General features: G+C 71.4%; 11 protein-coding genes. 6 read left to right on the top strand and 5 right to left on the bottom strand.

Annotated features, from left to right (window positions below; all coding sequences use genetic code 11):
• The first annotated feature begins 77 nt into the window (after positions 1-77).
• The 4 genes from IE262_RS14790 to IE262_RS14775 all read left to right on the top strand — a co-directional run bounded on the left by IE262_RS14790 (position 78) and on the right by IE262_RS14775 (position 6729).
• Complete coding sequence (locus IE262_RS14790) at positions 78-3731, top strand: DNA polymerase III subunit alpha (RefSeq protein ID WP_189874010.1); 3654 nt, start codon at positions 78-80, stop codon at positions 3729-3731.
• Positions 3728-4738, top strand: a complete 1011-nt coding sequence (locus tag IE262_RS14785; RefSeq protein ID WP_189874008.1) for a DNA polymerase Y family protein — start codon at positions 3728-3730, stop codon at positions 4736-4738. The genes IE262_RS14790 and IE262_RS14785 overlap by 4 nt, the downstream gene beginning before the upstream one ends.
• Positions 4739-4958: 220 nt before the next feature.
• A complete protein-coding gene (locus IE262_RS14780) occupies positions 4959-5819 on the top strand; it encodes an esterase/lipase family protein (protein WP_134040211.1) in 861 nt (286 codons plus the stop codon).
• A gap of 274 nt (positions 5820-6093) precedes the next feature.
• Complete coding sequence (locus IE262_RS14775; protein WP_189874006.1) at positions 6094-6729, top strand: class I SAM-dependent methyltransferase; 636 nt, start codon at positions 6094-6096, stop codon at positions 6727-6729.
• On the opposite strand, the gene IE262_RS14770 is transcribed toward IE262_RS14775, so the two are convergent.
• Positions 6718-7263, bottom strand: coding sequence for a ribonuclease FAU-1 family protein (locus tag IE262_RS14770; RefSeq protein WP_189874004.1), 546 nt, complete (start codon positions 7261-7263; stop codon positions 6718-6720). The genes IE262_RS14775 and IE262_RS14770 overlap by 12 nt on opposite strands.
• Entirely contained in the window at positions 7244-8164 is a 921-nt protein-coding gene (locus IE262_RS14765; protein ID WP_189874002.1) for a GNAT family N-acetyltransferase, read from the bottom strand. Before IE262_RS14765 ends, IE262_RS14770 begins: the two co-directional genes overlap by 20 nt.
• A 95-nt stretch (positions 8165-8259) precedes the next feature.
• Between IE262_RS14765 and IE262_RS14760 the strand changes: the two genes are divergently transcribed.
• Positions 8260-8628: a GntR family transcriptional regulator gene (locus IE262_RS14760; RefSeq protein WP_189874000.1), complete on the top strand. Its 369-nt coding sequence runs from the start codon at positions 8260-8262 to the stop codon at positions 8626-8628.
• A 120-nt stretch (positions 8629-8748) separates the two neighbouring features.
• Here the strand turns inward: IE262_RS14760 and IE262_RS14755 are convergent, their stop codons facing one another.
• From IE262_RS14755 to IE262_RS14745, 3 genes are all read right to left on the bottom strand, one after another.
• Positions 8749-9522 (bottom strand): DUF72 domain-containing protein, encoded by a 774-nt coding sequence (locus IE262_RS14755; protein WP_189873998.1) that lies wholly within the window; start codon positions 9520-9522, stop codon positions 8749-8751.
• A gap of 15 nt (positions 9523-9537) precedes the next feature.
• Positions 9538-10632: a DUF5925 domain-containing protein gene (locus IE262_RS14750; protein ID WP_189873996.1), complete on the bottom strand. Its 1095-nt coding sequence runs from the start codon at positions 10630-10632 to the stop codon at positions 9538-9540.
• A gap of 180 nt (positions 10633-10812) precedes the next feature.
• Positions 10813-12021 carry a S8 family peptidase gene (locus IE262_RS14745; protein WP_189873994.1) on the bottom strand — a complete coding sequence of 403 codons (1209 nt, stop codon included), beginning with the start codon at positions 12019-12021 and terminating at the stop codon, positions 10813-10815.
• A 311-nt stretch (positions 12022-12332) separates the two neighbouring features.
• On the opposite strand from IE262_RS14745, the gene IE262_RS14740 reads away from it, so the two are divergent.
• Positions 12333-13139, top strand: a complete 807-nt coding sequence (locus IE262_RS14740; protein ID WP_134040226.1) for an SGNH/GDSL hydrolase family protein — start codon at positions 12333-12335, stop codon at positions 13137-13139.
• Positions 13140-13223 lie beyond the last annotated feature (84 nt).

Raw genomic sequence — 13223 nt, 5'->3', positions numbered from 1 at the left:
GGGTATGGTGAGGGTGAGAAAGCTGGGAACTGATGTTCGAGGGCTCGTGTGAGGGCTCCTGGAGTGCGGAGGTGTGTGTGCCGGGTTTCGCACATCTGCACACCGCGTCCGGGTTCTCCGTGCGATACGGCGCCTCGCACCCGGAGCGGCTCGCCGAGCGCGCCTCCGAGCGGGGCATGGACGCTCTCGCGCTCACCGACCGGGACACCCTCGCGGGGGCGGTGCGCTTCGCCAAGGCCTGCGCGGGGGCGGGGATCCGGCCGCTGTTCGGGGTGGAGCTGGCGGTGGAGGAGTCGCCGGCGGTGAGGCATGCGGTCGAGGGAGCCGGCCCGCGCGGGAAGCGGCGGACTCCTGTCCGTGGCGGTGCCTTCATCGATGAGTCGACACCTCGGGTGACCTTCCTCGCCCGGGAGGGTGCGAAAGGCTGGGCCGAGCTCTGCCGAATCGTTTCTGCGGCGCATGCGGGCGACCCTGCGGGCGGGAACGGCGGCCGGCCGCTGCTGCCCTGGTCCGCGTGCGCCGCCGAGGGGCTGACCGTCCTGCTCGGCCCCGACTCCGACGTGGGCCGCGCGCTCGCCGCCGGCCGCCCCGACCGGGCCGCACGGCTCCTCGCGCCCTGGCGGGAGATCCACGGCGACGCCCTGCGTCTCGAAGCGGTGTGGCACGGCCGCGACGGCACCGGGCCGGGCTCCCTGCGGCTGGCCGCCCGTACCGTCGGCTTCGCCGCCGAGCAGGGCGTACGCCCGGTGCTCAGCAACGCCGTCCGGTACGCCGACCCCGGCATGGGCCCCGTCGCCGATGTCCTGGACGCCGCCCGCCGGCTCGTTCCCGTCGACCCCCGTCGCGAGCTGGACTCCGGCGAGGCCTGGCTCAAGGACGCGTCCGCCATGCTGGGCGCCGCCGAGCGGATCGTCGAGGCCGCGGGTTACCGCCGTGACACCGCGTACCGGCTGCTGGAGCAGACACGGGCCACCGCCGCCGAGTGCCTGGTCGACCCGGAGGACGACCTCGGCATCGGCAGCGTCCACTTCCCCGAGGCCCACCTCGTCGGCGCGGGCCGCCGTACCGCACAGCGCACTCTCGCCTCCCGGGCCGCGGCGGGGATGGTGCTGCGCGGGTACGACCGGCGGCGTGAGTACTGGGAGCGGATGCACCAGGAACTCGACGTCATCGCCCACCACGGCTTCGCCTCCTACTTCCTGACGGTGGCCCAGGTCGTGGACGACGTACGGAGGATGGGGATCCGGGTCGCCGCGCGCGGCTCCGGTGCGGGCTCCCTCGTCAACCACCTCCTCGGCATCGCACACGCCGACCCCGTCCGGCACGGGCTGCTGATGGAGCGCTTCCTGTCCAAGCGGCGGATCGCGCTGCCCGACATCGACATCGACGTGGAGTCCGCGCGCAGGCTGGAGGTCTACCGCGCGATCATCGACCGCTTCGGCACCGAACGGGTCGCGACCGTGTCGATGCCGGAGACGTACCGCGTCCGCCACGCCATCCGCGACGTCGGCGCCGCGCTGTCCCTGGATCCGGCCGACACCGACCGGATCGCCAAGTCCTTCCCGCACATCCGGGCACGCGACGCACGGGCCGCGCTGGACGAACTGCCCGAGCTCAAGGAACTGGCGAGGGAGTTTCAGCGGGAAGAGGGGAAGCACGACGGGACGTACGGGGGCAAGTACGGCCGTATGTGGGAGCTGGTCGAGGCGCTCGACGCCCTCCCGCGTGGAGTCGCCATGCACCCGTGCGGGGTGCTGCTCTCCGACGCCTCGCTCCTCGCCCGTACGCCGGTGATGCCGACCAGCGGCGAGGGGTTTCCCATGTCGCAGTTCGACAAGGACGACGTCGAGGACCTCGGGCTGCTCAAGCTCGATGTGCTGGGCGTGCGGATGCAGTCCGCGATGGCGCACGCGGTGGCGGAGGCCGAGCGGGCGGCGGGCACCCGGATCGACCTGGACGACGTCGACATCGACGCGGGCGACCCGGCGACGTACCGGCTCATCCGCTCCACCGAGACGCTGGGCTGCTTCCAGATCGAGTCGCCGGGCCAGCGGGACCTGGTGGGGCGCCTCCAGCCGGCCACCTTCCACGATCTGGTGGTGGACATCTCGCTGTTCCGTCCCGGTCCGGTCGCCGCCGACATGGTGCGGCCGTTCATCGCGGCCCGGCACGGACGGGCGCCGGTCCGCTACCCGCACCCGGACCTGGAGGGACCGCTCAGGGAGACGTACGGCGTCGTGGTCTTCCACGAGCAGATCATCGACATCGTGCACATCATGACCGGCTGCGGACGGGACGAGGCGGACCAGGTGCGGCGCGGGCTGTCGGACCCCGAGGCGCAGGGGCGGATCCGGGTCTGGTTCGCCCAGGCCGCGGCCGCCAAGGGGTACGACGCCGAGACCGTCGCACGGACCTGGGAGATCGTCGAGGCGTTCGGGTCGTACGGCTTCTGCAAGGCGCACGCGGTCGCCTTCGCGGTGCCGACGTACCAGTCGGCGTGGCTGAAGGCCCATCACCCGGCCGCGTTCTACGCCGGGTTGCTCACGCACGACCCCGGTATGTACCCGAAGCGGCTGCTGTTGGCGGACGCGCGGCGGCAGGGGGTGCCGATCCTCCCGTTGGACGTGAACCGGTCGGGCGTCGCCCACCGTATCGAACTGGTGTCTGAATCCGGGGCCGGCAAGGGCACTTGGGGACCCAAGGAACCCCGGGTGGGCAAGGGGACCTGGGAATCCAGGGAGGGCAAGGGGATCTGGGGTGTGCGGCTGGCGCTCTCCGACGTGTACGGCATCAGCGAGGCCGAGGCGGCACGGATCGCGGACGGACAGCCGTACGCCTCCCTGCTCGACTTCTGGGAACGGGCCCGGCCCAGCCGCCCGCTGGCCCAGCGGCTCGCCCAGGTCGGCGCACTGGACGACTTCGGCGCCAACCGGCGTGACCTGCAACTGCACCTGACCGAACTGCACCGGGTCGCCCGGGGCGGACGCGGCGGACGCAGCGGACGCGGCGCGGGCGGCGCCCAACTCCCTCTCGCCGGCGGGCGGGGAACCGCATCCGCCGGGCTGCCCGACCTGTCCTCGGCGGAGCGGCTCAGCGCCGAGCTGGGCGTGCTCTCCATGGACGTCTCGCACAACCTGATGGACGACCACCGGGAGTTCCTGACCGAGCTCGGCGTGGTGTCCGCGCGGCGGCTGCGCGAGACCCGGCACGGCGAGACGGTCCTGGTCGCGGGCGCCAAGGCGGCCACCCAGACCCCGCCGATCCGCTCCGGCAAGCGGGTCATCTTCACCACCCTCGACGACGGCACCGGCCTGGTCGACCTCGCCTTCTTCGACGACTCCCACGACGCCTGCGCCCACACGGTCTTCCACTCCTGGCTGCTGCTGGTGCGCGGGGTGGTGCAGCGACGGGGGCCGCGCAGCCTCAGCGTGGTGGGCTCCGCCGCCTGGAACCTCGCCGAACTGGTGGAGCTGCGGCGGGAGGAGGGCCTGGACGGAGTGGCCCTGCGGTTGGCGGGGCCGAGCGGGGCGGCACAGGTCGGTGAAGCAGGTGAGGCCGGTGGGGCAGCGGGACCCGACGGTTCCCCCGACGGGGAGGAACCGGCGGGCGGCCGGCGCATCCAGATGCCCACGGGGTTCGAAATGCACCCCTGGGCGGATCTGCGCCCGGCGGGCGAAGGGCCCGCGAGCGGACGGAAGTTGTGGCACCAGAGTCCGGGGAGTGCGGGATGACCATCCTCTGCGTCCAGTTCCAGCTGCCTCCGACGTACGAGGCCGCCCTGCCCCGGCTCATCGAGATGCTGGAGGAGTTCACGCCCGTCATCGAGGCGCTGCCACCCGACCGCGCCCTGGTCGACCTGCACGGCGCCGAACGGTACTTCGGCCGGGACGCCCTGGATCTGGCCTCGATGATCCGGGTGCGCTCCCTCGCCCGGTACGGGATCGACTGCGCGATCGGGGCCGGGCCGGGCCCGCTGTTCGCCCGGATGGCCCTGAACGACTCCCGCCCCGGGCTGATCCGAGTGGTGCCCGAAGAGCCCGGCGCCCTCACGGAGTTCCTGGCCGGGCAGCCGGTCGCCGCGCTCCCCGGAGTCGGCGCCGCCACCGCCCGCACCCTGTGCGAGTACGGCCTCGACACCCTCGGCAAGGTCGCCGCCGCCCCCCTGTCGACCCTGCAACGGCTCACCAGCGCCCGCACCGGCCGCGAACTGCGGGAGAAGGCACAGGGCATCGACCGCGGCCGGGTCGTCCCGAACGCCGTCTCGCGCTCTCTGGCCGCCGAACGCTCCTTCCCGCGCGACGAACTGGACCCGGCCGAACACCGCCGCGCCCTGCTCTCCGCCACCGAGGAACTGGGCATCCGGCTACGCGCCCTGGAGAAGGTGTGCCGCACGCTCACCCTCACCGTGCGGTACGCCGACCTCCCCCACTCTCGGCTTCGCTCAAGCGGGGGGACCCCCACCTCCACGACCCGCAGCCGCAAGCTCAAGGAGCCGACCGCGCACTCGCCGGCGCTCACCGACGCCGCGTACCGCATGTACGAGGCGCTCGGCCTCCAGCGCGCCCGCGTCCGTGGAATCGCCCTGCGCGCCGAGGGGTTGAGCCCCGCCGACCAGGCCACCCACCAGCTCACCTTCGATCCGGTGGACGAGAAGGCTCGCCGCATCGAGGAGGTCGCGGACCGGGCGCGGGCCAGGTTCGGTGCCCATGTGATCGGGCCGGGCACGCTGGCCTCGTAACTCCCCGGCCGCCTGGTAACCCCCTGCGCTCGTAACCCCCCTATCGCATGTCCAGCGACACGCACCAGTGCGTCACAGCCGCCACTGGAAGTTTTTACTGACGCGTAACTTCACACTTCACCTACTCGCCCGTAACTTGTCGAGTCGAACAGCATCCTCGTGATCCGGATCACAGGGCGTACGTCGTCGCACCTCCCTTGAGCCGCAAGGAGATCACCCGATGCTGCCCTGGAAGCGAGTGCTCACCCCCCTCGCCGCACTGCTGCTGGCCACCGCCGCCACGCTCGTCCCCGCCACCACCGCACAGGCAGCCGCCGCCCCCGACAGCGGTTGGAACGACTACTCCTGCAAACCCTCCGCCGCCCACCCCCGTCCCGTCGTCCTCGTCCACGGAACGTTCGCGAACTCCGTCGACAACTGGCTCGGGCTCGCTCCCTACCTGGTGAACCGCGGCTACTGCGTCTACTCCTTCGACTACGGGCAACTGCCGGGGGTCCCGTTCTTCAACGGACTCGGCCCCATCGACAAGTCGGCAGAGCAACTCGACGACTTCGTCGACAAGGTGCTCGCCGCGACCGGAGCCGCCGAGACCGACCTCGTCGGCCACTCGCAGGGCGGCATGATGCCCCGCTACTACCTCAAGTTCCTCGGCGGGGCGGCCGAGGTGAACGCCTTGGTCGGCATCGCGCCCAGCAACCACGGCACGAACCTCGGCGGCCTCACCGAACTGCTCGACTACTTCCCCGGCGCGGAGGACCTCATCTCCACCGCGACGCCCGCGCTCGCCGACCAGATAGTGGGCTCCGCCTTCCTCACCAAGCTCAACGCGGGCGGCGACACCGTGCCCGGCGTCACGTACACGGTCATCGCCACCAAGTACGACGAGGTGGTCACGCCGTACCGGTCACAGTTCCTCGACGGGCCGAACGTCCGCAACGTCGTGATCCAGGACCTGTGCGCGGCCGACCTCTCCGAGCACGCCGCGATCGGGCTCCTCGACCGCATCGCGTTCCACGAGGTGACCAACGCGCTCGACCCGGCCAACGCCACACCGACGACCTGCCTTTCGGTGCTCGGCTGACACACGCGCCCGACGACGCGTGCGGGCGGGGGCTGTCCGGCCTGAGCCGCCGGACAGCCCCCGGAGCCGTGCCTCCTCGGCGCCATCGAAACTAGCCGCAGAAAACCGCGGAATCGCCTACTGACGGCCGGTGATCGAGATCCTTATGTTCGTCTTAAGGAAGCGCTCATGCTGCGATCAGACAGGCAGTGCGCGGGCGTGAGCGATGAGGGGGATCCGGCACGCTCCGGCGACCGCGGCCCCGACTGTCAGTGGCGGGTGTCACCCTGACGGAATGACTACGAACGATGACGTCGACTGGGACACCGAGGCCGTCACCTTCGACGACGAGCCGGACCACGGCCTGCGCGACCCCGGGGTGCGGCAGGCATGGGCGGACCGGCTGGCGGCCTGGCTGCCCGCACGGCCGGCCGACGTGCTGGACCTCGGTTGCGGGACGGGCAGCCTGTCGCTCCTGGCCGCCGAGCAGGGGCATCGGGTGACGGGTGTCGATCTCTCGCCGGCGATGGTCGACCGGGCCCGTGCGAAGCTCGCCGGCCGGGCCGCGGTGTTCCTCGTCGGGGACGCGGCGACGCCGCCGGTGGGGGAGGAGCGGTTCGACGTCGTGCTCGTCCGCCATGTGCTGTGGACGCTCCCGGACCCCGAGCGAGTACTGCGGGCCTGGGCCGGGCTGCTGCGTCCTGGGGGCACCTCCCACGCTTTCGGCAGTGAGGGAGGGCGGTTGGTGCTGATCGAGGGAGTGTGGGGGACGGTCAGCCCGGTCGGCATACCGGCGGAGCGGCTGACCGGGCTGCTCGCGCCCCTCGCGCAGGACGTGCGGGTGGAGCGGCTCTCGGACGACGCCCGGCTGTGGGGGCGGGAGGTGGAGGACGAGCGGTACGCGGTGGTGGCTCGCCCGTCAACTCAGTAGTGCCTCGAATCCGCCCCCTCGGGCCAGGGCCTCCAGTTCGTCGAGAGCGGCCACGGCGGCGGACGCGGCCTCCGGGGCCGTCTGGGCCAGACCGCTCGCCGCGAACTCGTCCTCGTCCAGGCGCAGTACGGCGCTGCCGTCCGCGGAGCGCCACAGGTCCAGGTCGAGGTCCTCGACGACGAGTTCGGTTCCGGAGGGGGTGGCCGAGACGGTGGCCGGGCGCGTGATGTCGCAGTACCAGCCCTTGAGGGTGCCCGCGCCGTCGCGGACCTCTTTCACCGCGTACCAGCGGTCGCGCCAGTAGTGCTCGATGAAGACATCACCCGCTTCGAACCGTACGAAGCCGAAGTCCCGGACGCCCTCGCCCGCCCAGGCCGCCCGTACGGTGACGCGGGTGCCGTCGTCGTGGAGGAGGTCGGCGGGGTAGCGGATCTTCGTGCGCCCGGCCTTGACGAGAACGACCTCCAGAGCGGCATCCGGGGCGACCAGGGCGGCGTCCGAACCGCCGGTGGGGTCAGCCGAGTTCGCGGACATAGCGCACCTCCGTCGCGCACACCTCGTAGCCGAGCCACTTGTTGACCGCCAGCATGGGTCCGTTGGACGCGTCGTTGCCGGTGAACGCCTCCGTGCAGCCCGCCGCGCGGGCGCGGTGCAGGGAGGCGTTCTTGGCGAGCTTGGCCAGCCCCCGGCCGCGGAAGGCGCGCGCCGTGCCCGTCATGGCCGTGAAGTAGCGGCCCCGGCCGTCGGTGCGGGCCGCGGTGAACGCGGCAGGGGTGCCGTCCACCACGGCCACCGTCGTCAACTCGTGGTCCAGCAGGGGGTGGTGCCAGGTGTTGCGGAGCCACTGCTCGTAGTCGTCGAGCTCCGCGTCGATGTCGCCGGGCTCGTCCGCCGTCGTCTCCGCGTCCAGAGCGAACAACGGGCGCGGGTCGTCGGCGAAGGCCGCGGCGGCGCGCAGTTCGACGTCGGCAGGCGGCGTGGCGAGCGGGGGGAGGGTGCCGTGGACCAGGTCCAGGCTGAGCAAGCAGGACGAGCGGCTCGCGCGGTAACCCCGCCGCTCGGCGAAGGCACGGTCGGCCGGGGTGTCCAGTACCCAGCAGAACAGCGCCGTCGCGCCCAGCGCGGCGAGCCGCTCCTCGGCGGTGCGCGCGAGCAGGGCGCCCGCGCCACGGTGTACGCGCTCCGGGTGCACGTACACGTTCAGGTAACCCTGGCCCGGCACCGGGCTGTCGTGGGCGAGACCCGCGTCGGCCGTGCCGATCACCTCGCCGTCCTCCTCGGCGACGAGCAGCCCGTAGTGGGCGTCGGGATGCATGTGGGTGACGTCGTGGAGGACGGACTCGGCGGTGGAGACCAGAACGGGAAGGGCCTGGCGCCGCACCTGGGCGAGGGCCGCGGCGTCCTCGGGGCGGAAGTCACGCACGATCACTGTCATGGGGTCGCACGCTACGGGGCGAGCACGGGTGGCTGCCTCCGAATTTCCGGCGGGTACGGGGGAAGCCTTCCGGGCGGGTACGGGACAATCGGACCGTGACCTTGAAGATCCGTATCACCGAGGGGACCGCGCCCTACGAGCAGGTACGCGCGCAGATCTCCGAGCAGGCCCGTTCCGGCGCGTTGCCGGTCGGCTACCGGCTCCCCACCGTGCGAGGGCTCGCCGAGCAGCTCGGACTGGCCGCCAACACCGTGGCCAAGGCCTACCGCGCCCTGGAGACGGACGGGGTGATCGAGACGCGGGGGCGCAACGGAACGTTTGTGGCTGCCGCCGGCTCGGCGGCGGAACGGGCCGCCGCGGCGGAGGCCCAGGTGTATGCGGAGCGGGTGCGGCGGTTGGGGTTGAGTGAGTCGGATGCGTTGGGGGCCGTGCGGGATGCCCTGCGGGCGGCTTATGGGGGGTAGGGGGTCTGTGGAGTTTGGTGCGGTGGGGCGGCTCAGAGCTCGGGGCTGGTGGTTGTTGGCCGGGTGCGGGTTGTGTGTGGCTTGTCGCGCAGTTCCCCGCGCCCCTTAGGGGGTGTGGGGTTACCGGCTCGCCTTGGAAGGAAGCTGGGTCCTTGTGACCCGTAGGTGGGCTTTGTGTGCTGCGGTTGCGAACTCCCTCGCGTCCTTCACTGCCGCGCCGTTCGGGTCGTTGTTGAAGTAGGCGTAGACGTCGTCGTCGTGGGACCAGGTCGTCGCGACTCGGTCGACCCAGGTCTCCAGGGAGCGGCGGCCGTAGCGGGGCCACTGCCGGGCGCGGCCCTCGTGGAAGCGGACGTAGCCCCAGTCGGTGGTCCGCCACAGCGGGGTCACCGGCTGGGCGCGCACGTCGGCCCAGCAGAGGGCGGCGCCCCGCTTCTGAAGTGCCTCGCGCACCTCGGGCGTCCACCAGGAGTCGTGGCGGGGCTCGACCGCGACACGGGTCCCGGAGGGGAAGCAGGCGAGACAGGCGTCCAGCAGACCGGTGTCGGCGCGCAGCGTGGGCGGGAGCTGGAGGAGGACCGGGCCCAGGCGGTCGCCGAGCCCGGCGGCGTGGCTCATCAGCCGGTGCACCGGTTCCTCGGGGTCCTTCAGCCGCTTGATGTGGGTGAGGAAGCGGCTCGCCTTGACGGCGACGACGAAGTCCGGCGGGGTGCGGTCCCGCCAGGCCTCGAAGTTCTCCCGGGACGGCAGTCGGTAGAAGGCGTTGTTGAGCTCGACCGTGGCGAACCGTGCCGCGTACTCCTCCAGCCAGAGCCGCGTGGGCAACCCGGCCGGGTACAGGACGTCACGCCAGTCCTTGTACTGCCACCCCGACGTGCCGACGAACAGGGTCATACCTCCATCAAAGCACTACAGATACAGCCCCGCGTCCGCCCCCGTCCGCGGATCCGGCAACGACGTCGGGGACGTCCCCCGGCGCAGCGCGTACAGCTCCGCCAGTGTCGCCCCGTCGCGGCCCACCCCCTCCTCGCTGCCCAGCCAGTTCACCGCCTCCCGGCGGGTCAGCGGGCCGACCTCGATGCGGGCGAGACAGCGGCCGGGGCGGACGACGGCCGGGTGGAGGCGTTCCAGGTCCTCGTTGGTGGTGACGCCCACCAGGACGTTGCGGCCCTGGCCCAGCAGGCCGTCCGTGAGATTGAGCAGACGGGACAGCGCCTGGCCCGCCGTGTGCTTCGCCTCACCGCGGATCAGTTCGTCGCAGTCCTCCAGGAGCAGCAGGCGCCAGCGGCCCTTGCCCGCCGCGTCCTCCTCGCCGATCGCGATGTCCATCAGATAGCCCACGTCGGAGAAGAGCCGCTCGGGGTCGAGGACGCAGTCCACCTGGCACCAGTCCCGCCACGAGCGGGCCAGGGTGCGCAGCGCCGACGTCTTGCCCGTGCCCGGCGGGCCGTGCAGCAGCAGGAGCCGGCCCGCGATGTCCTCCGGAGTCGTCTTCATGAGGCGGTCCATCGCGTCCGCCACCGGCGCGGTGTAGTTCGGGCGGACCTCCTCCCAGGTGCCCGCGGAGATCTGCCGCGTCGTACGGTGCGGGCCGCGCCTCGGCGACACGTACCAGAAGCCCATCGTCACGTTCTCCGGCTGCGGCTCCGGCTCGTCCGCCGCGCCCTCGGTGGCCTGGCCGAGTACCTTCTCCGCCAGTTCGGCGCTGGTCGCCGTGACCGTGATGTCCGCGCCCCGGTTCCAGCGGGAGACCAGCAGCGTCCAGCCGTCGCCCTCCGCGAGGGTCGCGCTGCGGTCGTCGTCCCGCGCCGAGCGCAGCACACGGGCGCCGGGCGGCATCAGCGTCGCTCCGGAACGCACCCGGTCGATGTTCGCCGCGTGCGCGTACGGCTGCTCGCCCGTCGCGAAGCGGCCGAGGAACAGCGCGTCGACGACGTCCGAGGGTGAGTCGCTGTCGTCGACGTTGAGCCGGATCGGCAGAGCGGCGTATGGGTTCGGGGACATGCCGCCATGATCCGGCACGGGGGCGGCCCGTGCACCCGGTTTCCCTCGCAGGCCGGTCGTGTCGCCTCCGCCGCCGAAGTTCCGGTACCGGCGGGCCGAACTGTATGGGGACGTATACGGGAGTTCCCCGGAGGCATGGGGTGCCTCCGGGGAACTCCCGTGCAGATCAGGCGAGTTCCGTTACTGGACGACCTTCAGGAGACGGTTCGGGGAGCCGGTGCCGGGGCTGGTGACCACACCCGAGGTGGCGCCGTTCGTGAGAGCCGTGGCGACCTGGGCCGGGGTGGACGAGGTGTGTCCGCCGAGGTAGACCGCCGCCGCGCCCGCGACGTGCGGGGTGGCCATCGAGGTGCCGGAGATGGTGTTCGTCGCGGTGTCGCTGGTGTGCCAGCCCGCCGTGATCGAGGAGCCGGGCGCGAAGATGTCCAGGACCGAGCCGTAGTTCGAGTAGCTGGCCCTCGCGTCCGTGCTCGTGGTGGCGCCGACCGTGATGGCCTCGGTGACGCGGGCCGGGGAGTACGAGGAGGCGTTGGCGTTGCTGTTGCCGGCCGCGATCGCGTAGGTCACGCCGCTGGCTATGGAGTTGCGCACGGCCGTGTCCAGCGCGGTGGAGGCGCCGCCGCCGAGGGACATGTTGGCGACCGAGGGGCCGCTGTGGTTCGCGGTCACCCAGTCGATGCCCGCGACCACGCCCGCCGTGGTGCCGGAGCCCGCGTTGTCGAGCACGCGGACCGCCACGATCTTCGCCGCCTTGGCGACACCGTAGGTCGAGCCCGCGATGGTGGTGGCGACGTGGGTGCCGTGACCGTTGCCGTCCTGGGCGACGTTGTCGCCGTCCACGGCGTCGTAGCCGTTGGTGGCCCGGCCGGCGATCTGCTGGTGGCTGATGCGGACGCCGGTGTCGATGACGTACGCCGTGACGCCGCTGCCCGCGGAGTCGGGGTAGGTGTACGTGCCGGAGAGCGGCAGCGACGTCTGGTCGATGCGGTCCAGGCCCCACGGGGCGTTGGACTGCGTGGCGTCCACCTTGACCGTCTGGTTCTGCTCGACGGAGGCCACCGCCGGGTCGGCGGCGAGTCTCTTCGCCTCGGCCTCCGAGAGGTTGGCCGAGTAGCCGTTCAGCGCGTGGCTGAACGTCTTCTTCACCGTGCCGCCGTACGTCTTGACCAGGTTCTTGCCCTGGTTGGACGAGGCTTTCAGACCCGCCTCGCCCTTCTTGAGCGTGACGATGTAGCTGCCCTTGATCGCGGTGGGGGAATCGGCCGCGAGCACCTTGCCCTCGGCCGGGGCGGCCTGGGCGGGAAGTGCGGTGAGCCCGCCCAGGAGGGCGGCCGTCGTCACGGTGGTGAGGGCGGCGATCCGGATCTTCTTGCTACGCAGCTGTGCCATTACGAGGGAGTCCTCCTCTAGGCAGCGTGCGCCGGGGTGTGGCGCACGACTGTGGGGGTGTGCACGTCTTCGCGCACACGGCCCGGAGCGTCGCCTTCCACTCCGGGCTGGGTAAAGACTGAGTGATCTACGGGTGTAGCTCAAGGGAGTTGAGCCCTTGTCACGCTTCTGTCATGTTCATGTAACAAAACGTCCGCTGAGCGGACGGTTCCCACTCCTCTCCGCATGGAAAGTATTGGCATGAACACTTCCAGTCAACGCGTGTAGCTGGTACCAAAGTTCAGGCAGAGATCCTGCTAAAGGGAGGTTCCATGAGACGTTCCCGATTTACGGCATACGCAGCCTCGCTCCTCCTCGCCGCCGGCATCGCCCTCACCGGGGCAACGGCGGCGCAGGCTTCCCAAGAGGCCGCGGCCACCGGCTATGTGGCCCTCGGCGACTCCTACTCCTCGGGTGTCGGGGCGGGCAGCTACATCAGTTCCAGCGGCGACTGCAAGCGCTCCACGAAGGCGTTCCCGTATCTGTGGGCCGCCGCCAACTCACCCTCGTCCTTCGACTTCACGGCCTGCTCGGGCGCCCAGACGAGTGATGTCACGGCCAATCAGCTGGGCCCGCTGAACTCCGGCACCGGCCTCGTGTCGATCAGCATCGGCGGCAACGACGCGGGCTTCGCCGACGTCATGACGACCTGCGTCCTCTCGAACGACAGCACCTGTCTCTCGCGCATCAACACGGCGAAGGCGTACGTCGACTCGACGCTGCCCGGACGGCTGGACAGCGTGTACTCGGCGATCCGGGCCAAGGCGCCCTCAGCCCGCGTCGTCGTGCTCGGCTACCCGCGGTTCTACAAACTGGGCCAGGACTGTCTCGGCCTCTCCGAGACCAAGCGGTCCGCCATCAACGACGCCTCCGACTACATGAACGCCGCCATCGCCAAGCGCGCCGCCAACCACGGCTTCACCTTCGGCGACGTCCGCTCCACCTTCACCGGCCACGAGATCTGCTCGGGCAGCTCCTGGCTGCACAGCGTCAACTGGGCGAACATCGGCGAGTCGTACCACCCGACGGAAGCCGGCCAGTCGGGTGGCTATCTGCCCGTACTGAGGAACCTGGCCTGACGCTCCGCTCGATGTGAGCGCGTTGGCCGAGCCAGTGCCCAACAGCACTAGAAGGGGAGGCCCCGCCCGTCGGGGCCTCCGACC

The sequence above is a fragment of the Streptomyces bluensis genome, assembly GCF_014650715.1.
In the GTDB taxonomy this organism is placed as follows: Bacteria; Actinomycetota; Actinomycetes; order Streptomycetales; family Streptomycetaceae; genus Streptomyces; species Streptomyces bluensis.
This window is presented reverse-complemented; position numbering and strand designations above follow the sequence as displayed.

Excerpts from the sequence above, each read along its gene's own strand:
- IE262_RS14785 (WP_189874008.1), top strand. The coding sequence starts at position 3,728 with ATGACCATCCTCTGCGTCCAGTTCCAGCTGCCTCCGACGTACGAGGCC.
- IE262_RS14780 (WP_134040211.1), top strand. The coding sequence starts at position 4,959 with ATGCTGCCCTGGAAGCGAGTGCTCACCCCCCTCGCCGCACTGCTGCTG.
- IE262_RS14775 (WP_189874006.1), top strand. The coding sequence starts at position 6,094 with ATGACTACGAACGATGACGTCGACTGGGACACCGAGGCCGTCACCTTC.
- IE262_RS14770 (WP_189874004.1), bottom strand. The coding sequence starts at position 7,263 with ATGTCCGCGAACTCGGCTGACCCCACCGGCGGTTCGGACGCCGCCCTG.
- IE262_RS14765 (WP_189874002.1), bottom strand. The coding sequence starts at position 8,164 with ATGACAGTGATCGTGCGTGACTTCCGCCCCGAGGACGCCGCGGCCCTC.
- IE262_RS14755 (WP_189873998.1), bottom strand. The coding sequence starts at position 9,522 with ATGACCCTGTTCGTCGGCACGTCGGGGTGGCAGTACAAGGACTGGCGT.
- IE262_RS14750 (WP_189873996.1), bottom strand. The coding sequence starts at position 10,632 with ATGTCCCCGAACCCATACGCCGCTCTGCCGATCCGGCTCAACGTCGAC.
- IE262_RS14745 (WP_189873994.1), bottom strand. The coding sequence starts at position 12,021 with ATGGCACAGCTGCGTAGCAAGAAGATCCGGATCGCCGCCCTCACCACC.
- IE262_RS14740 (WP_134040226.1), top strand. The coding sequence starts at position 12,333 with ATGAGACGTTCCCGATTTACGGCATACGCAGCCTCGCTCCTCCTCGCC.